The sequence below is a fragment of the Nostoc sp. genome, assembly GCF_036917515.1.
Taxonomy (GTDB): Bacteria; Cyanobacteriota; Cyanobacteriia; order Cyanobacteriales; family Nostocaceae; genus Nostoc.
On record NZ_JBALDE010000125.1, the window covers coordinates 1 to 19,029 of the forward strand.

The 19,029-nt window shown below is 41.5% G+C and carries 16 protein-coding genes; 9 read left to right on the plus strand and 7 right to left on the minus strand.

The genetic code is table 11. From position 1 onward, the window contains the following. Nucleotides 1–371 precede the first annotated feature (371 nt). The gene (locus tag V7K89_RS16235; protein ID WP_335188798.1) at nt 372–1,565 is read left to right on the plus strand and encodes an acyl-CoA dehydrogenase family protein; all 1,194 of its coding nucleotides are present in this window, start codon (nt 372–374) and stop codon (nt 1,563–1,565) included. A 152-nt stretch (nt 1,566–1,717) separates the two neighbouring features. Here V7K89_RS16235 and V7K89_RS16240 read toward each other — a convergent pair whose 3' ends face one another. The 7 genes from V7K89_RS16240 to ssuD form a co-directional block, all read right to left on the minus strand. Beyond that, nucleotides 1,718–1,912: a hypothetical protein gene (locus V7K89_RS16240; protein WP_335188800.1), complete on the minus strand. Its 195-nt coding sequence runs from the start codon at nt 1,910–1,912 to the stop codon at nt 1,718–1,720. A gap of 238 nt (nt 1,913–2,150) precedes the next feature. After that, nucleotides 2,151–3,098: a D-2-hydroxyacid dehydrogenase gene (locus V7K89_RS16245; protein WP_335188802.1), complete on the minus strand. Its 948-nt coding sequence runs from the start codon at nt 3,096–3,098 to the stop codon at nt 2,151–2,153. A 269-nt stretch (nt 3,099–3,367) separates the two neighbouring features. Next, nucleotides 3,368–4,315, minus strand: a complete 948-nt coding sequence (locus V7K89_RS16250; protein ID WP_335188804.1) for a D-2-hydroxyacid dehydrogenase — start codon at nt 4,313–4,315, stop codon at nt 3,368–3,370. Nucleotides 4,316–4,476: 161 nt separating this feature from the next. Further along, nucleotides 4,477–4,941 carry a GNAT family N-acetyltransferase gene (locus V7K89_RS16255; RefSeq protein WP_335188806.1) on the minus strand — a complete coding sequence of 155 codons (465 nt, stop codon included), beginning with the start codon at nt 4,939–4,941 and terminating at the stop codon, nt 4,477–4,479. Between the two features lie 440 nt (nt 4,942–5,381). Further along, on the minus strand, nt 5,382–6,152 hold the full coding sequence (locus V7K89_RS16260; RefSeq protein ID WP_335188808.1) for an ATP-binding cassette domain-containing protein: 771 nt from the start codon (nt 6,150–6,152) through the stop codon (nt 5,382–5,384). A gap of 125 nt (nt 6,153–6,277) precedes the next feature. Continuing rightward, nucleotides 6,278–7,105, minus strand: coding sequence for an aliphatic sulfonate ABC transporter permease SsuC (gene ssuC / locus V7K89_RS16265; protein ID WP_335188810.1), 828 nt, complete (start codon nt 7,103–7,105; stop codon nt 6,278–6,280). A gap of 94 nt (nt 7,106–7,199) precedes the next feature. Beyond that, nucleotides 7,200–8,348 (minus strand): FMNH2-dependent alkanesulfonate monooxygenase, encoded by a 1,149-nt coding sequence (gene ssuD / locus V7K89_RS16270; protein ID WP_335188812.1) that lies wholly within the window; start codon nt 8,346–8,348, stop codon nt 7,200–7,202. 513 nt (nt 8,349–8,861) lie between these two features. On the opposite strand from ssuD, the gene V7K89_RS16275 reads away from it, so the two are divergent. The 8 genes from V7K89_RS16275 to V7K89_RS16310 all read left to right on the plus strand — a co-directional run bounded on the left by V7K89_RS16275 (nt 8,862) and on the right by V7K89_RS16310 (nt 18,949). Next, nucleotides 8,862–9,569, plus strand: coding sequence for a TVP38/TMEM64 family protein (locus V7K89_RS16275; protein WP_335188814.1), 708 nt, complete (start codon nt 8,862–8,864; stop codon nt 9,567–9,569). 111 nt (nt 9,570–9,680) lie between these two features. Further along, nucleotides 9,681–10,697, plus strand: coding sequence for a glycosyltransferase family 2 protein (locus V7K89_RS16280; RefSeq protein WP_335188816.1), 1,017 nt, complete (start codon nt 9,681–9,683; stop codon nt 10,695–10,697). A gap of 900 nt (nt 10,698–11,597) precedes the next feature. Continuing rightward, nucleotides 11,598–13,418 (plus strand): iron uptake porin, encoded by a 1,821-nt coding sequence (locus V7K89_RS16285; protein ID WP_335188819.1) that lies wholly within the window; start codon nt 11,598–11,600, stop codon nt 13,416–13,418. A 594-nt stretch (nt 13,419–14,012) separates the two neighbouring features. Further along, complete coding sequence (locus tag V7K89_RS16290) at nt 14,013–15,638, plus strand: FAD-binding protein (RefSeq protein WP_335188821.1); 1,626 nt, start codon at nt 14,013–14,015, stop codon at nt 15,636–15,638. Further along, nucleotides 15,635–15,964 carry a ferredoxin family protein gene (locus V7K89_RS16295; RefSeq protein WP_335188823.1) on the plus strand — a complete coding sequence of 110 codons (330 nt, stop codon included), beginning with the start codon at nt 15,635–15,637 and terminating at the stop codon, nt 15,962–15,964. Before V7K89_RS16290 ends, V7K89_RS16295 begins: the two co-directional genes overlap by 4 nt. Nucleotides 15,965–15,983: 19 nt before the next feature. After that, nucleotides 15,984–17,030, plus strand: a complete 1,047-nt coding sequence (locus V7K89_RS16300) for an ABC transporter substrate-binding protein (RefSeq protein ID WP_335188825.1) — start codon at nt 15,984–15,986, stop codon at nt 17,028–17,030. A gap of 296 nt (nt 17,031–17,326) precedes the next feature. Then, a complete protein-coding gene (locus V7K89_RS16305) occupies nt 17,327–18,508 on the plus strand; it encodes an acyl-CoA dehydrogenase family protein (RefSeq protein WP_335188827.1) in 1,182 nt (393 codons plus the stop codon). 93 nt (nt 18,509–18,601) lie between these two features. Beyond that, complete coding sequence (locus tag V7K89_RS16310) at nt 18,602–18,949, plus strand: class I SAM-dependent methyltransferase (RefSeq protein WP_335188829.1); 348 nt, start codon at nt 18,602–18,604, stop codon at nt 18,947–18,949. The last annotated feature ends 80 nt before the right edge of the window (nt 18,950–19,029 follow it).

Consider the following 19,029-nt stretch of genomic DNA (forward strand, 5'->3'; position numbering starts at 1 on the left):
TGCTGAAGTATTCAATTCGATTATTACTTCATTACTTGAAGTACGGGAAAATACCCGTGTTAACCTGATTCATCCCGCACTTATGCAACGCCCAGTTCCTAAGTTGTGGGGCGATCGCTAAATTCTCTGCTTGGCTTGCTCTATGAAAGTAGTTTGTGTCATACTTAACACAAATCACTAATTACTAAAGATCGGTCGATTTTAAGTAGTATATTCATGAACCGCTAGAAGTAATATTAGGGTAATGAGGATTGGGGATTGAGGAAAGACTGGCGGCGTACGAAAAATTGATAGTTCCTGCAAACTTAAGATGCTTCCATATTGAAAAACATCTCTGGTTTAGTAGTACAGTGAATTGTGAAGGAGTATTTATGTCATTAAAGCAAGCAGTGCCAGAAACCTTTGTAGCCAAAGGCTTAGAAATCCCCAATATTTTCGACCGAGTTGAGGCTTTGGCCAAAGATTTTGCCACCCGTGCAGGGGCACACGATAGAGATGCTTCTTTTCCCTTTGAGAATTTTACAGCTTTGCATGAGGCAGGATTACTCAACCTCACCATTCCACGTGAATTTGGTGGTCAGGATTTGGGGTTGGCAACTGTCTGCCGGGTGATTGAAGGAATTGCACGTGGCGATGCTTCTACCGCATTAGTACTGACAATGCACTATCTTCAACATGCTCATGCAGCCCATAGCCGCCGCTGGCATCCAGAAGTCTATAAGCGGCTGTGTCGTGAATCAATTGAAGGCATTGCTCTGCTGAATGCTGCCCGTGTCGAACCAGAGTTAGGAACGCCAGCTAGAGGCGGATTGCCTGCGACAATTGCCGAACGAACAGCAGAGGGCTGGCGTTTAACAGGACATAAGCAATACACTACGGGCAGTCCTATCCTCAGCTATTTTGTTGTTTGGGCACGGACAACCGAAGATGAACCACAAGTTGGGAATTTTCTAGTTCCGCGCGATCTGCCAGGTTTGCGAATTGTCGAAACCTGGGATCACCTGGGGATGAGGGCTACAGGTAGCCATGACCTCATTTTAGAGAATGTATTAATTCCTTTAGAGTATGCTCTAAATATCAACCCTATATCTGCTGCGCCATCTATTGATCCGCTAATTTCTACTTGGGGCAGTTTGACAGTAAGTGCCTTATATCTCGGTGTTGCTAGTAGTGCGCGAGACTGGCTTGCTAAATATCTTTGGGAGCGATCGCCTTCTAATCTCCAAGAGCCACTGGCAACTCTGCCACGCTTCCAAACTGCTGTGGGTGAGATAGAAGCACTGCTATTTGCTAATAATAGATTGATTTATAGTTTGGCTGAAAATATTGACAAGGACGAATATCAGCCTCGGGTAGGATTAGAGGCACAGGCTGTTAAATATCTCACTACAACCAACTCGATTCGTGCTGTGGAGATTGCCTTAGAACTAACTGGTAATCCTGGTTTATTAAAAAGGAATCCTTTAGAACGTCACGGTAGTGACGTTCTATGTAGCCGTATTCATACGCCACAGAATGATGTTATTTGCCAGTCATTAGGGAAATCTGTACTGAAAGTCAAGTGATTAAAGACTAGAGATTAGGGACAAGCAGTGAGCAGGAGAAAGGAATCTTCCCCATATTCAATGCTCAGTTTCCTTAAACCAATCAGGACTTTGTTGAGTTGAGTTACTAATTACCGAGGTAGTTAAACCTCAACTTGTTGTCAAAGTCAGCTTTACTCCCGATCAATTTTTTCGATATCATCAGGTGTACCAGTGGCAGAAATTTTTGATGTGCCAGATTTGCCTGCACCTGAGTTGCCGCCAGAAGCGCCAGCACCCCCTGAGTGTTTAGAATCTGTATTGCCTTGTTCTTCTTGAAGCTGTTCAAGGCGGTTTTTTTCTTGAGCTTTATCTTTTTGGTCAGCCATATCTTATTTACATTTTTCGCATAGCGATCGCTATATACTCTATCATTTATTTATCTTTATTCCAGCGACATAACAAGGCAAATGTTTTTAATTAAAGCTTCTGGACTACGTTATTGATAATAGCTCACTTTCTTTAAAACTAGCTTGTTGGTTTTTGGGTTATGAGATTGCCCAAATTCCTTTGCATACATCGTACTGCCTCAATATTTGCGTGCGAACGCTGGGAATTTTCAATTGCTCAGTATCCTGCTTGTTTGTCTACGACATTCCGCAAGGGTTGACCAGTTTGGTAGCGTTTGAGATTGTCGATAAACAGTTGTGCTATACGCTCTCTCAGGCGTGGCGACAAGGCTGAACAATGGGGTGTGATAAAGGCGTTCGGCAACGACCACAAGGGACTTTCTGACGGCAGAGGTTCGGTTGCAACCGTATCTAATCCAGCACCCGCAATCCAGCCCTCATGTAGTGCGGTAAGCAATGCGGCTTCATCCACGATCGCACCACGAGCGATGTTAATTAGGTAGGCAGATTGACGCATAGAGCGCAACGCAGCTTCATCGATCAAGCCTTTAGTTTCTGGAGTAAGGGGTGTAGCAATAACTACATAGTCTGCAACTGGGAGGAGCGATCGCCACTCATCAGCACCCACAACCTTGTCAAAATTTGGTAGGGGTTCAGGATGGCGGCGACTACCCCAAACTGTAACTCCAAAGGCTTTGGCACGAGATGCGATCGCTTGACCGATATTTCCGGTGCCGAGAATTAATAAAGTCGCGTCTGCCAACTCTTCAAGAAACACTCCTCTTACCCAGGTGTGTTCATTCTGCAAAGTTTGCAATTTCCGCAGATTCTTGGCGTGATAGAGCATAAATGCCAGTACAAATTCCGAAATTGGAATTGCATGAACCCCTGCGCCATTGGTGAGGATAATATCCTTTTGCAAAAAAGTTGGCGTGAGGATGTGATTCACGCCAGCACTTGGTGACTGTTGCCAACGCAGTGCGGGTGCTGCTGTCAGTACTTTGTCAAGAGTAGAGGTTTTCAGGTAAAATCCATTGACATAAATCTCTGCATCACTGGCATCACCATCAAGATTACCTTCACTATCGACCTCCACGACATCTATATTAGATGGTAGGTGTGGCTCTATATCTGCAATGAGATGATCGGGTAAAATTAATTTCACAATTTGCTACTCCTTAATTTCATTTTGGATTGTGCAACCCAATTGGCAGCACCTCTTCATTTTTGATTTTTAATTGTTTATACCAATTCTGTATAAAAATGCGCCAAATTATATCAGGAACGAACCGCATAGATACTGCATCGGCTACTCCACAAGTTCTCCATTCGCGCTAACGTCTTCCCTTGAAAGAAGGAATATCCGCAGCGTCTCGTCAGAGAAGGGCACAAAGGAAGAAAGAAAATTTGGCGCAGCCTCACAAAGAAATGGCATTAGTATCCTGCTTTTTTGTCCACTACATTTCGTAACGGCTGACCGGCTTGATAGCGCTTCAGATTGTCGATAAATAGCGCTATTGAACGCTGTTTACTTTTTGGTGAATGACCGGAAGTATGAGGTGTGATAAATATGTTAGGAAGTGACCACAAAGGACTTTCTGGCGGTAGTGGTTCTGAATTAACTGTGTCTAATGCTGCACCTGCAATCCAACCTTCTGTGAGCGCTTTTATTAATGCCGATTCATCGACTACGCCACCGCGAGCAATATTAATTAGGTAGGCATGTTTTGGGAGCGATCGCAATACAGATTCATCAATAAATTCTTTGGTTTCTGGAGTTAGTGGTGTCGCAATAACTACATAATCAACTTCTGGCAGTAGCGATCGCCATTCATCAGCACCCACTACTTTATCAAAATTTGGTAGCTCTTGGGGATGACGGCGACTGCCAATAATTCTTAAGCCGAAGGGTTTAGCACGGGCGGCAATTTCTTGACCAATACCACCAGCGCCAATAATTAGCAAGGTCGCATCTGTTAACTCTTGGATGGCAAAGCCTTTTTTCCAGTGACGTTCTGCTTGTAAAGCATATAATTCTGGAAGATGTTTGGCATGAGCCAGTACATAAGTGATTACAAATTCTGCGATCGGAATCCCATGCACTCCTGCCCCATTTGTGAGGATAATATCTCTTTTTAAATAAGTTGGTGTCAGAATGTGATTCACCCCTGCATTTGGTGCATGATGCCAACGTAATGCAGGTGCTGCTTCTATTATTTTATGCAGTGTCGGACTTCTGGATAAAAACCAACTGAAATAAACTTCAGCATCGCTAGCATCGCCGTCGAAATTTCCTTCAACATCTACCGTAACAACCTCCGTATCAGGTGGTAGATGAGGCTCAATGTCAGCAATGAGTTCAAGCGGTATAATCAGCTTCATTGTAGATTACCTCTTCTTTATTTACAGGGCTATCTTTAAAAATTGTCTGTGTTTGATTAAAAAAATTAAATGCCCTTTTTTATTAGTTTAAATCATGATATTTATTAAAAGTTCAGATATTTTTATTTAATCTGTAAATGCATAAACTTCAAATCAAAATATTAATAATTAAATTTATATGCCATTTCTTCTATTCTATATATTTTAAATTCCAATAATAAATAAAGTTGTTTTGCTGAAAAATTACTTTTAACAATATCAAGTAATAATAAGTCTACATTGTTAATAGCTTTTGCTCTTTCAATTAATTCATTTAGTAATAATTTACCTATACCTTTTCTTCGATATTCTTGTTGAAAATACATACTACTAATGTATGCTTTATGCCTGAATTTTATTCTTGATTCTTGGAGAAACGCAACTATTCCAATTAACTTTTTATCTTCAAAACAGCCTAAAATAAAGTTATTATTATTATCTGGTATTCTATCCCAAAATTGTTCTATCGTCTTAATTTTTTCTTCAGAATACGATGTGCCAAATGAATCTGGATTTTTATATAAAGCTTCTAATCTGATCTGTCTATAATCTTCTGCATCATACTTTGTTAATTTTCTAATTATCATTAAATTAAATATAAATAATAGATATTGATGTTTATTTTAAATAAAGCTATGGATATTCATTACTTAGTATACTAAATGAGTCTTATAAAAAGTATGAAACCCTTGCTAGGCATCAGTATCAGTTGTTATTAATAATATTTTATACTTGTGCACTAAATTTAGGCTTATAACCTGGATTTTAAAGTCAAGTTCTTAACAGGTACGGAAGAGCCAAAGCTATATAAGTTAATAATAATTGTTGTGTTTTACTTTGTCTAGTTTGTGAATATAGAAAAAATCACTCAGAACTGCACAGAGGAGAGTTGAGAGTTATTTTAAGTATTCATAAATAATTTTCGATTCCTATAGCTGCTTTTTCAAAGGAAGTTTTAATCTCGAAGTAGCCTATTTTACCGCAGCTACCTCAAGCATGATATTAATCAACTAACGAAAGCTAAATCTTAACTACTCAACTGCAACAATTGATTAGTTGGCTGAGTATTTTCATTCCTCATTACTCGCTCTAAAACTGTTTCTCTAATATTGATAAACACTTCGCTACTTCTATCCCGCGGGCGTGAAATTTTCACAGGCAAATCCATAGAAATCTTTCCTTGCTCAATCACTATCACTCGGTCTGCCAACGCCACAGCCTCTTCTACATCGTGAGTAACCAAAAATGCAGTAAATCTTCGTTCTTGCCATAAGTTTTCAATCAAAGCCTGCATCTCTAATCGAGTTAAAGCATCCAATGCTCCTAAAGGTTCATCTAGCAACAACAAACGCGGCTGACTGACTAACGCTCTGGCCAATGATACCCGTTGCCGTTGTCCTCCAGACAAAACAGAAGGCCACTCATCAGCTCTATCTTTGAGTCCGACTTTATTAAGTGCCCACAAAGCTTTTTCACGCCAATTACCTTCTAAGCCCAACCCCACATTTTGATCAACGCGCTTCCACGGCAGCAAACGGGAATCTTGAAACATCATTGTTACGAAGCGGCTGAGTTTATGCAGTGGTTCTCCATCCAGTAGTATTCCACCTGAAGTTACTCTATCTAATCCTGACACCAGACGCAATAAGGTACTCTTACCACAACCACTTCGTCCAACAATAGCGACAAACTCACCCGCTTCAACTTCTAAATTCAACGAGTTTAAGACAGTTTTATTACCAAAAACCTTCGTCAAATCCAAAATACTTAGTTGTGTACCCTGCACGTTTGAACTCACTTGCAAAACCTCCTTTTCGAGAACAACTGAAATTTAATTAGTCTGATGAAATATTCAAAAAAGCAAATCACACTCAAAATTTAAAATCAGAAATTTTCAACCTTTAATTCTGATGAATTTAGCATTTAGGACTTTTGATAATTAGGGTTCCAAGCCAAGAATTTCTTTTCTAATCCTCTAGCAATAGAATCTGCTAACTTACCTAGTAGTGCATAGATTACTATACTCAAAACCACAACATCAGTTTGCATAAATTCACGGGCATTCATTGCCATATAACCAAGACCGGAATCTGCTGCGATCGTTTCTGCCACAATTAGTGTCAGCCACATAATTCCCAATGAAAAACGGACACCAACCAGAATCGAAGACAAAGCTCCTGGAAAAATAATTTGCCACAGAAGTTGTGGTGTTTTTAATCCATAGACTTTTCCCATTTCAATCAGTCCAGGGTCAACACTGCGAATGCCATGAAATGTATTAAGATATAACGGAAAAAATACCCCCATAGATACTAGAAATAATCTAGCTTGATCACCAATACCAAACCAGAGAATTACCAGAGGAATTAATGCTAAATTAGGGATAGTGCGGAGCATTTGCAAGGAACTATCCAATAACTTTTCTGCCACACGGGAAAAGCCATTGAGCAATCCCAAACCGAAACCAATACTGCCACCAATTATAAAACCAGATATCGCTCGCCCAGCACTAATGCCTATATTTTGGAACAATTCTCCGGTGGAGGCTAGTTTAATGGCTGTAGCGATTACGCCACTAGGGGCTGGTAAAATTCTAGTTGAGAGTAAACCCGTTCTGGAAGCAAGTTCCCAAAGTACTAGAACTAAAATAGGTACAATCCAGGGAACTATTTTTTCGATTTGCGGGTTTTCTAACACCTGGCTCAATGATATATTATTTTTATTTTTGGTGTGTTTAAGGGTAATAGTCATGGAATTTGGGATTTTAGATTGTTCCGAAGGATGAATCTAGAAGTTTAATCAACATAATTCGTAATTTACTCTTTAATTACGAACTACAAATTAGTCATGAAGCACTTGTGAGTTGTTTCGCAAATTTTTCATTGGTGACGATTTCGCCAACAGGACTCAATACTGGTGGCGTTAAAGGTGTAGGTTCGTTCTGCAAAGGTAGACGTGGAAATAATAATTCAGCAGTACGATACGCTTCTTCTAAATGGGGATATCCAGAGAAAACGAATGTTTCTATGCCCAAATTGCGATATTCCAGCATCCTAGCGGCAACCGTGTCAGGATCTCCAACTAAGGCTGTACCAGCACCACCCCGCACCAATCCAATTCCTGTCCACAGGTTTGGGCTAATCTCTAAGGCTTTTCGACTACCACTATGTAGTTGACTCATGCGCCGCTGTCCTTCAGAATCAGAATTAGCAAGGTCTTTCTGAGCTTTAGCGATCGCATCGTCATTGACATATTTAATTAGCTCATTGGCAGCATCCCAAGCAGCTGACTCGGTTTCTCGCACAATTACATGCAAGCGAATCCCAAAACGGACTGTTCTGCCTTGTTCTGCGGCCAATTTCCTTACTTCGGCAATCTTTTGGGCCACTTGTTGTGGAGGTTCGCCCCAAGTCAGGTAAACATCTATATGTTTAGCAGCAACCCGCTTGGCAGCAGCAGATGAACCACCAAACCACAAAGGTGGATAGGGTTGTTGAACTGGTGGAAATAGGAGCTTACCACCTTTGATATCTAGGTAGTTTCCTTTAAAATCGACTGTTTCCCCGCTAACGATACCCCGCCAAACTGTGAGAAATTCATCGGTTAGATCGTAGCGATCGTCATGACTAAGATGCAAGCCATCCCCAGCCAGCTGCACCGGATCTCCACCTGTCACCACATTAATCAACAATCTTCCTTTAGAAATCCGGTCAAATGTTGCTGCCATCCGTGCCGCAGCACCTGGGGAAGTAATTCCCGGACGAATTGCCACAAGAAATTTCATCTGCTTAGTGACAGATATGAAAGCAGCAGCAGTTATCCAAGCATCTTCACAAGAACTTCCAGTTGGTAACAATGCGCCCGTGTAACCTAAACTATCCACAGCTTGGGCAATTTGTTGTAAATAATCAGGTGTGACAACCCGAGAACTAATATCTGTGCCTAAATAGCGTCCGTCATGAGATCCAGTAGGAATAAACCAAAGAATTTGCATTTGTGTTAGGCAGGGTACAAGATTTATTTATATATACGGTAGCTCGACCGAATTGCCGTAGTTTATAGTCAGTATTCTACAGGAAATTATTTAAAACGCCAGTATAGATTAACGATTCATAAAGAAAACTGCCTACGAAATTGATGTTTTTACGCACAATCCCTATCATCATGACACTTCTGTTGCAACAATGGCTGTCGTGAAGAATACAAGTTTTGTGTCAATTACCCAACGTTTTTGTGACTTGGAAGTGTTCGTTTCTGGTTTCATCGACAGAAGCCTTGCTAGCTTGCAGGCAGGAGGTAGAAACTCTCTACGTCTGATTTTAAGTCCTACATATACCTTATGTACTTGAAAACTGCTGTATTTCCTCTAGTACAATGTGGTCACACTACGAATTTATCAAAATTAATCTGTCTGAGTACTAGTTTCCAGAACCAAAGTTTTCAAGAATTAATTAAAGGGGAAGTTTAAGAAAAATGGGTTGGGTTACAAAAAAGTAGGAGTATTCTAGTGTGGAACTTGAAAGCTGGTATCTTGCTACTCACACTGAGTTGCATAATCGCAACTGGTATAGCAGTATATCTTCTTGGCGGCATCGAACCAGCACAAATCCAAGTATTGCTGAAATCTTCTGGGATCTGGGCACCTATTATTTATATTGCTTTGTACGTTGTGGCAACTATGTTGGTTTTGCCCTCAACGGTGCTAAATTTGACTGGAGGTGCGATTTTTGGCCCTTGGCTGGGTACTGTCTGGACTAGTGTTGCAGCAGTGATTGCGGCAATAATTGCCTTTGTTTTTACTCGGACTATTGGACGCCAAACAGTTGCAAGACGATTAGCAGGACGCTGGCAAGCTATGGATGCTGAGGTGCGACGTGGAGGGCTTTTTTATATGTTTGCCATCCGATTAGTACCGATCATGCCCTATGGTTTGGTCAACTTTGTTGCTGGACTGACTTCGATCAGTTTTAAAGATTATGTTCTAGGTACAACACTTGGTACTGTTCCCAGCGTCTTACCTTTTGTACTATTGGGTAGTTCTGGTCTGAAAGCAGTGAATACAGGCGATTTTTTGCCGCTAGTACTTGCATTATGTTTAACTGGAATGCTGGTAGCAGGGTCTACTTGGTATCGTCATCGTCGGACTTTTCCCAAAAAAGCTGTAGAAAGTCTTAAAGAATCAGACTCTTCAGATAACATAAAATCCGAAGAATAAATAAATTATGGAAATGAAACTTGAGTCTTACTAGGTATACTGACAACCAAACCTTTATGATCGCAAGCAGTCTGTTAGCTTGGCTGTTCAAAAATTAAACCATATTTTTAGATGCTACCAAAGTATTCATTCATTGTTCCAATTTATAACGAAGAAGAAATTATTCCAGAACTATACCGCAGACTGAATGCAGTAATGAATCGGATGGATGGGCTTGTCGAATTAATTTTAATCAATGATGGAAGCCGCGATCGCTCGCTACAATTACTACGAGACCTTCATCAAAAAGACCCACGCATTTGCTATCTGAGTTTTGCTCGTAACTTTGGTCATCAAATTGCAGTTACTGCTGGTCTCAATTTTGTCCGGGGTCAAGTTATCATCATCCTTGATGCCGATCTCCAAGATCCACCAGAACTAATCCCCGACATGGTTGAAAAATGGCGACAGGGTTATCAGGTCGTCTACGCTCAACGCACTCAACGCCTTAAGGAAGGATGGTTTAAGCGTTTTACTGCCTATTTCTTTTATCGCATCCTTAAAAAGCTTGCAGATGTAGAGATTCCTACTGATACTGGTGATTTTTGTCTAATGGATCGGCAGATCGTAGATATTCTCAATTCTATGCCAGAACGTACCCGTTATATTCGTGGCCTGCGTTCTTGGGTTGGCTTTCAGCAAACAGCAATTCGGTTTGAGCGCAACCCCCGCTTTGCTGGGGAAGTTAAATACACTTTTAGGAAATCCTTAGCCCTTGCCATCAATGGTCTAGTGTCCTTTTCAATAGTGCCACTGCGGTTATCAACTTACTTAGGGTTAGTAGCAGCGGCGGCGGCCATCTTCATGGCTTTATTAGTCTTGTATTGGCGTCTTTTTGTCCCCCATTCGCCTTTAACCGGGTTTACGATTATTTTGATGGCAATTTTCTTTCTCGGATCTGTGCAGTTAGTCAGTGTTGGCATCTTAGGCGAGTATATAGGGCGGATTTATGAAGAAGTTAAAGCCAGGCCCCTCTATACTTTGGCAGAGGTAGGTGGTTTCTATCGCAAATCCTCCAACTCAACCAGCAATTCTAACAAACCAGATAATTTAGAAGATCCTACTATTCAAAAATTAGACAAGTATTAACCTAAGAAAGGTAGAGGGCAGTTGTTGCTGGAGATAGTAGAGGTAAGAATGCACCTGTATAGCCCAAATTATCTACAGCTTGGGCAATTTGCTGCTTTTGATTCGTTTTTACCACTGATATCATGTCTGGCTAATTAGTTATAATTCCCGAATCTATGCAGAAAACCTAAAACCCTTCCCCTCTGCCCCTGGAGCAGTTTTAATGATAAGTCTTTAACCAAACACGATATGAGCCATTTCTGGCGATGTCTACGAGGGGCTACGCCTACGCAGCTGCTGGAATTGACTTAACCAAGAATTTTCACATATTTTCGCCTCATGAAAAGTACTAGGTCTTGCATTGTACCAAGCTCTATGCAAAGATAATTGTGCTAAAGTACGGTAAATCGATAGAACTATCGTACTTAAATAACAATTGATGCTGTCAAAATACAGTTGATTACAAAATAGTGTTTTCAATTAATGTTAATTGGCAAATAATCACTTGCATCCAAATCAAGCTTTAGTCAATGTCAGTAGCCATTGATTAACTTTGTACAGCATAACCTAAAAAAACGGCATTAGTATGTTTCAGAAGTATCAGTTTACATAGCGTGTGGTTGAGTTTCCCTTAAAAGGATAGAAGTCTTTACTAAGGCAGTGACTGTCTCGTTCAAGACGTTACTATGATTCTTTCAAGCGTCAGAACTACTAGTTTTCGGCGAATTTTGGATTGTACATTCAATGACTTAGTACCGAGTTCGATATTTATTAGAAGCTTGTGCTTTTATCAGCAGTGAAACCTTTACTAAATCCGTGTTCTAATCATTTCCAAATAAGATTAGAGCGAGATTATTAATGGTTTTACCGTCTAATTAAGAGCTAATTTATTCATCTTTAAGGTTGAGGAGTTAAGGAGTCATGTCGAATTTTCGCTGGAATTATAGATCCATAGTGTTTCTGCTTTCGTTGCTAGATATTCTAACTATCCTGGTTTTTTATCCAGCTAAAAGTCAGGCTGAACTGCCTAAATCTGATGTATCTCCGACTGAAGTAGAACAAAACAAAGCTCCAGAAGCAGTTGTCAATCAAACAGTAAACACTTCAATTGCACCAGTCACTCGTAAAAAAGCTCCAAACGAGCTTCAAGATCGAGTGACACCTGTCTCGCAATTGTTGCAAGTTGCACCGCCAGCTAACAAAAAAGCTCCAAATAATGCAGCAGGACAAGTGACATCTGTCTCGCAACTATCAGATATTAAGCCGACAGATTGGGCATTTCAAGCATTACAGTCTCTAGTTGAGCGCTATGGTGTAATTGCAGGATATACAGATGGTACATTTAAAGGCGATCGCTCCTTAACGCGCTATGAATTTGCAGCTGGATTGAATGCAGCTTTAGATCGCCTCAATGAACTAATAGCGACTTCGACAACAGATTTAGTCAAACGCGAAGACTTGGATACCATCAAAAAACTACAAGAACAATTTTCTCCAGAACTCGCTCAACTTCGGGGACGCTTAGATAGCTTGGAAGTACGAAATGCGAAGTTAGAATCAACTCAGTTTACGACCACAACCAAACTTATAGGTCGATCTCAGATTGTTCTTGGCGATCTTATAGCGGGTAATAACGTCGTCACTAAGAGACCAGCACCTCACAATCCCACACTTCAAGGCGTAACTTCTTTACGGTTAAACACCAGTTTTAACGGTAAAGATTCACTAGGTATAACCATAGGAGGTGGAAATCTTGAATCATTGGGACAAACAAAAGTTGCAACTTCATTATTGGGAACTTATGAGGGCAGAACTGCTGATAACTCCAGTATTACTTTTCCACGCAATACTATTATTCTCAGTGGTGTTCGCTATCGGTTTCTACCTTTTCCAAATACCCAAGTCAACATTTTTCCCTTGTCTGACGGAGCTAGTGAGATAGGTCTTTCTGGTCCGGTTAACCCATATTTTGAATCGTCTTCTGTGACTGGTGCTAATGGGATTTCACGATTTTCACGGCGGTCTTTGGTCTATAACTATGGAGATACCGGTCCTGGAATTGCCATACTCCAGGGATTAGGCAAACAGGTTCAATTCGGGATAGCGTACAGCGCAGCAAACGGTGGTAGTCCCACACCTAATAACGGCTTATTTACAGGCAGATATTTAGCTTTAGCACAGTTAATATACTACTCCGGTAATAGGAATTTTCGGGTAGCTGCAACTTACGTTAATACCTATAGCCCACCAAGGACAATAGGTTTTAGTGGGACAAATTTCGGTCCAGCAGTCGGGAGTAACCTGGCAAACAGCACCGTGGATGGAACAGCAACTCTAGCCAACCTTTATGGCCTACAGGCGTTCTATCAAGTTAGTCCCAAGTTGGCAATCAATGGGTGGGTAAGTTATGGGGTACACCGCTATTTGGGGCGCGGAGATGGTGAAGTTATGGATTGGGCGGTAGGACTGGCATTCCCGGATCTTTTTAGTGAAGGTGCTCTAGGGGGGATTTTAGTTGGTATGGAGCCAAAACTCATCAGTCTTAGTAATAGTGTAAATTTGGGAAAAGGTCTAGGACAAGCGGACAGAGATCTTTCTCTGCACGTTGAGGCATTCTACCAATACAAAATCGGAGATAATATTGAGGTGACGCCAGGTTTGATCTGGATTACTGCACCTGATTCGGATAACAGCAATCCTGATAGTTTATTTGCTTGGGTTCGTACTGTCTTTAGGTTTTAACCGAATGGCACTCCCCGGACTGAATAAAAATTTGCTTACATTTGTTTAATTAAAAGTCCGGGGATTCTTGAGTCTTAAAGGAGCGATCGCTTTTAACCTACAAAGAGACACGTTAAAGACAAAGCCCAATCCAATTTCGCGTCTTTACTTATCCAGACAAAACCGTTTATCTGGCTCTTGCCCAGTGGTGTCAACTTAACATAAAAACCAGTCTATACATAGCTTTGAAAGATTGTCTTATTGTCTTGTTCTCACTCTCTGACTCGCGGCAGAGCCGCAATGACAAGCATTTCCAGTTAGAGGCTGGAAACGAGGTTTGAAAAGGAGTTTTAACTTAAGTTGACACCCATGCCTCCTGCCTCACTCCAACAAAGTTGATTTTACATAAATTTACCTTTGAAGTTGTTTGGTAAAATGCTTGCTTTTTGTCGAAAACTGTGAAAAGCTTTATTATGTTAAACTACGGTTTGCCGATCAAGATAAAGTATTTATATGGGATTGAGGGATCGCAATTTTTAAATATTTATTTATTTTGCAGCATGGATGGGGTGAAGACTTGACGCTTAAGACTTTATAAACCAGGGGAAATGGTAGATGCTGAAGACGTTAACAAACGATTTTGAACTCGACTTAGAAGCAGATGTGCTTGTAATTGGAGGTGGACCAGCTGGAACTTGGGCGGCATGGAGTGCTGCATCAAATGGAGCTAAGGCGATCCTTGTAGATAAAGGGTATTGCGGCACAACTGGATGCGCTGCTGCATCTGGAAATGGTGTGTGGTATGTGCCACCCGATCCAGAAGCACGAGAAACTGCAAAGGCAAGTCGGGAATCGTTGGGTGGGTTTTTATCCGATCGCAACTGGATGGATCGGGTACTTGATCAGACCTATGCAAACGTCAATCAGTTAGCAGAGTGGGGTTATCCCTTCCCTACCGACGATGAAGGCAAACCCTATCGGCGATCGCTGCAAGGGCCGGAGTATATGCGGCTGATGCGGCGGCAAATTCAACGCGCTGGAGTCAAGATTTTAGACAACAGCCCCGCCTTAGAATTACTGGTTGATGACGATGGTGCTGTTGCTGGTGCAACAGGTGTGAACCGTCAGACTGGTGAGAAATGGATAGTGCGATCGCAGTCCACAATTATCGCAACTGGCGGCTGTGCGTTTCTCAGTAAAGCGTTAGGATGCAACGTCCTGACGGGGGATGGTTATCTGATGGCGGCAGAAGCAGGAGCCGAGATGTCAGGTATGGAATTTTCTAATGCTTATGGCATCTCTCCCGCCTTTTCTTCAGTCACCAAAACCCTGTTTTATAATTGGGCAACTTTTACCTACGAAGACGGTACTGTAATTCCGGGGGCAAGTTCTCATAGACGTTCAGTGATTGCCCAGACATTACTGCAACAGCCAGTTTATGCCATCATAGACAAAGCGGCGGAATCGATGCGGGCATCTATGCGTTTAGCACAGCCCAACTTCTTTTTACCCTTTGACCGTGCAGGTATCGATCCATTTACTCAACGTTTCCCCGTCACCTTGCGCCTAGAAGGAACTGTGCGCGGTACTGGAGGAATTCGGATTGTCGATGAGACTTGTGCAAGTTCTGTACGCGGACTCTATGCGGCTGGAGATGCCGCTACACGGGAATTAATTTGTGGCGGATTCACTGGCGGTGGTAGTCATAATGCGGCTTGGGCAATATCTTCTGGCTATTGGTCAGGAAAATCGGCTGCTGAATATAGCCGTAGTTTGGGGGAATACAAAACTCAACGCCATGTTAAGGGTGTTGGAGAAGTAGGATTACAGAGTGGGAGCGATCGCTCTCAAACTTTGGCAACTGATGAAATTATTCAAGCAGTCCAAGCCGAAGTATTCCCTTACGAAAAGAACTATTTCCGTACAGAACAAGGCTTAACCAAGTCTTTGGGTAAGCTAAATCATCTTTGGCAAGAACTCCGCAATAGCCAGGTAACATCAGATAAAGAGCTAATCCGGGCGCGAGAAGCTACAGCAATGGTAGCCACAGCGCGATGGATGTACAGCAGTGCTATTGAACGTAAAGAAACTCGTGGGATGCACAAACATCAAGACCATCCAGAACTTGATGCTAACCAGCAGCATCACTTGATTAGTGGTGGATTAGATCGAGTCTGGGTAAAGAGTCAGCCTTTACAGAGTACAGAAAAGTCTTTATCTAAAATAGGAGCAGCAGTGTGATTGAGTTGGTTAGCGAATCGCGGTGCATAAAATGTAATATCTGCGTGAATATTTGTCCAACTAATGTGTTTGACAGAGTACCTGATGCGCCGCCAACTATTGCTCGACAGAGTGACTGCCAAACCTGTTATATGTGCGAATTGTATTGTCCAGTTGATGCGCTTTATGTTGCACCAGAGAGCGATGTAACGACTTCAGTTAACGAAGCAGAATTGGCAGAAGTTGGTCTACTGGGTAGTTATCGGGAAAACATCGGTTGGGGACATAAACGCACTTCAACAGCAAAAGCCGATCAAACATTCCAAATTTTGAAGCAGATTAAATAGTGCGACGGAGAAAATAGTCATGCTGTCGTTCAAAGTAGGAACAGGTTCTATCAGTAAAAATAAATTTACTTCCAGATTATCAACTTCAGTGGCTTGTGTCCTACTGCTACTAACTACAGCATGTAGCCAAGGCGAAACTAAATCTGCTCAATCCATTGAGGCTGTTAATGTCAATAACGCTGATTCCAATAACATTTCTATCCTACGAATAGGTTATGTAGGTAGTTCACAACCTACAGGAGTACTTGGTTGGGCAAAGAAAAAGGGAATATTAGAGCGTGAATTGCAAAAAGTAGGATTTAAAAACATTACTTTTGCCAGGTTTCCTAACGGGCCGGATCTCAATGAGGCGCTTGTTGCCGGACAATTAGATGTTGGTTCTTTAGGCGATACACCAGCCATAGTTTTGAGAGCAAGGGGTCAGGAAACCCGACTGCTGCGGATTAGCCAATTTAATACAACGGCCTGGTTAGTAGCGAAAAGGAATGGCCCGCGATCGCTTGCTGAACTTAAAGGTCAAAAAATAGCTACCCAAAAAGGTTCTTATATGCATCGATACCTCCTGGGTCTATTAGCTGAAGCTAAAATTGCCAAAGATGTAAAAGTTGTCCACTTGATGACTACTGAGGCAAAAGGGGCTTTAGAACGTGGTGATGTGGCTGCTTATGCAACTTCAAGTGATCTGGGGCCTTTTTTGAAATCGCAAGGGTTTCCAGTGATTGATTCTTCGGCGAATCATCAAGGTCTATCAGGAACATCATTAGTTGTTGCAACTGAAAGCTTTCTGGCGAAACAGCCTGATTTTCCCCAGAAATTTAATGCAATTCTCACAGAAGCAGCCAAGGATTTAAAAGCTAATTCTGAAGAATATTATCAGTACCACGCTCAAACTACTAAATATCCCATCGATATTATCAAAGTATCGTTCCCACTAAAACAGGTATCAGAAGAACCATTACCAGCAGATGGTGTAAAACTTTTAGAGGGGACAAAGAAATTTTTAGTCTCGCAGGGTTTAGCAAAGTCGGACTTTAATTTAACAGATTGGGTTGCTGAAGAAAAATAAAAAGTGGGGAGTGGGGGAAGCAGGGGGAAAATAACCAATGCCCCATACCAATGCCCATTTTTACAACGTTCCATGTTCCATTTCCTCTGTTCACTTGTAGGGTGGGTCTTGCCCACTCTACATTTCTCCTAAATAAGGAACCGCAGAGGACACGGAGAAATGAGAGTTTAAAAAATATCCTAAAACTGATGCAAAAATTCTTTCTATTTCTCCTCCCTCTGTGTTCTCTGCGTCTGGAGTGGTTCGTTTATTTGGATAATTTATTTCTTGGAAATCCCTAAAAGGATGATTTGATTATGGTGCTAGATATTACAAAACCAAAAGACTACATTGACCTAGCAACTTCTCTATCCAAAGAACTTGCTCAATCCGCAGTTGAACGGGATGCTAAAGCTGGAGTTCCAGAAGAGGAAATTAATAAACTACGTGAAAGTGGTTTGTTATCATTGATTGTACCCAAGCAATATGGTGGGATTGGTGCAACTTGGATTGATGCCTTAAAAATTGTCAGAAAGTTATCAAAAGCAGATGGGTCAATTGGTCAGTTGTATGGTAATCATCTCAATTTAACAGCTTTGGGTCATGTTTCCGGCACACCGTCCCAAAAGGAAAAATATTATAGAGAAACTGCCAAGAATAACTTATTTTGGGCAAATGCCATCAATACAAAAGACACTAGGCTGAAAATTAATCCAGAAGGTGAGAACTTTCGGGTTAATGGTGTTAAAAGCTTTGGTACAGGTATTTCTATTGCAGATTATCGGGTATTCTCCGCTTTGGAAGATGGCGTAGAATTGCCCTTCATATTCATAATTCCCAAAGAAAGGGAAGGGTTAGTTTCTAATCAAGATTGGGACAACATCGGGCAACGTCGCACTGATAGCAGTAGTTATACATTTAATAATGTTTTAGTAGAAAAAGATGAGATTTTAGGGCCACCAAATCCTCCTGATAATGCCTTCTCAACTTTTCTTGGCATTATTGCCCAGCTAACAAAAACCAACGTTTATCTGGGAATTACCAAAGGAGCCTTCGCCGCCGCTCGTGAGTATACAAAAACTACTACCAAACCATGGATTACATCAGGGGTAGATAGTGCTACTCAAGACCCATATATCCTGCATCATTACGGTGACTTTTGGGTAGAAATTCAAGCTGCGATCGCTCTAGCTGACCAAGCAGCCGAAAAGGTGCAAGCAGCATGGGACAAGGATACAGAACTGACTCATCAAGAAAGGGGAGAAGTAGCGATCGCAGTTTCTGCTTCCAAGGCATTAGCTACCCGTGTAGGTATAGATATTACCAACCGTATCTTTGAAGTTACGGGAACTCGCGCCACAGCAACTAAATATGGATTTGATCGTTACTGGCGAGATTTGCGAACCTTTACCCTGCACGATCCTGTGGACTACAAATTACGAGCGATCGGCGATTGGGTACTTAACGAGCAGCTACCCGTTATCACGCAATATTCTTAGGTCATTGGTTATTTCTCTCTCCACCTTTATCCTCAAAGACGCGATGAATCGCGTCTCTACTTACCAATCTAAAATCTAAAATTCAAAATTGATATGACTCAACTAAAAACACTTCCTACCTACGACCCAAGTTTATTTGAGGGAGCCGCAGAGGGCTACGCTCAATATAGAACCAAATACCCACCAGTTGTATTCGACAAACTAGCCGAAATATTTCATCTCAATGGTCAAGGACGACTCCTTGATTTAGGTACCGGTCCAGGATTAATTTCAATTGGTCTGCGAACCAGATTTGAAGAAGTTGTGGCGATCGATCCTGATCCCGACATGATTGCAGAGGCTAAACGACAAGCAGCAGCAGTTGGAGCAAATAATATTACTTGGTTAGAACAAGGAGCCGAATTCATCGACTCTAGTTTAGGGAAATTTGGTGTTGCATAATAAAGGGATGAGGAGAGGGTTCATACTGTGCATTGTCCATACTGTAAGTCTACGGAGATTAGAAAAAATGGAAAAAGAAG

Excerpts from the sequence above, each read along its gene's own strand:
- V7K89_RS16290 (WP_335188821.1), top strand. The coding sequence starts at position 14,013 with ATGCTGAAGACGTTAACAAACGATTTTGAACTCGACTTAGAAGCAGAT.
- V7K89_RS16285 (WP_335188819.1), top strand. The coding sequence starts at position 11,598 with ATGTCGAATTTTCGCTGGAATTATAGATCCATAGTGTTTCTGCTTTCG.
- V7K89_RS16305 (WP_335188827.1), top strand. The coding sequence starts at position 17,327 with ATGGTGCTAGATATTACAAAACCAAAAGACTACATTGACCTAGCAACT.
- ssuC (WP_335188810.1), bottom strand. The coding sequence starts at position 7,105 with ATGACTATTACCCTTAAACACACCAAAAATAAAAATAATATATCATTG.
- V7K89_RS16255 (WP_335188806.1), bottom strand. The coding sequence starts at position 4,941 with ATGATAATTAGAAAATTAACAAAGTATGATGCAGAAGATTATAGACAG.
- V7K89_RS16235 (WP_335188798.1), top strand. The coding sequence starts at position 372 with ATGTCATTAAAGCAAGCAGTGCCAGAAACCTTTGTAGCCAAAGGCTTA.
- V7K89_RS16250 (WP_335188804.1), bottom strand. The coding sequence starts at position 4,315 with ATGAAGCTGATTATACCGCTTGAACTCATTGCTGACATTGAGCCTCAT.
- V7K89_RS16300 (WP_335188825.1), top strand. The coding sequence starts at position 15,984 with ATGCTGTCGTTCAAAGTAGGAACAGGTTCTATCAGTAAAAATAAATTT.
- V7K89_RS16240 (WP_335188800.1), bottom strand. The coding sequence starts at position 1,912 with ATGGCTGACCAAAAAGATAAAGCTCAAGAAAAAAACCGCCTTGAACAG.
- V7K89_RS16310 (WP_335188829.1), top strand. The coding sequence starts at position 18,602 with ATGACTCAACTAAAAACACTTCCTACCTACGACCCAAGTTTATTTGAG.
- V7K89_RS16280 (WP_335188816.1), top strand. The coding sequence starts at position 9,681 with ATGCTACCAAAGTATTCATTCATTGTTCCAATTTATAACGAAGAAGAA.
- ssuD (WP_335188812.1), bottom strand. The coding sequence starts at position 8,348 with ATGCAAATTCTTTGGTTTATTCCTACTGGATCTCATGACGGACGCTAT.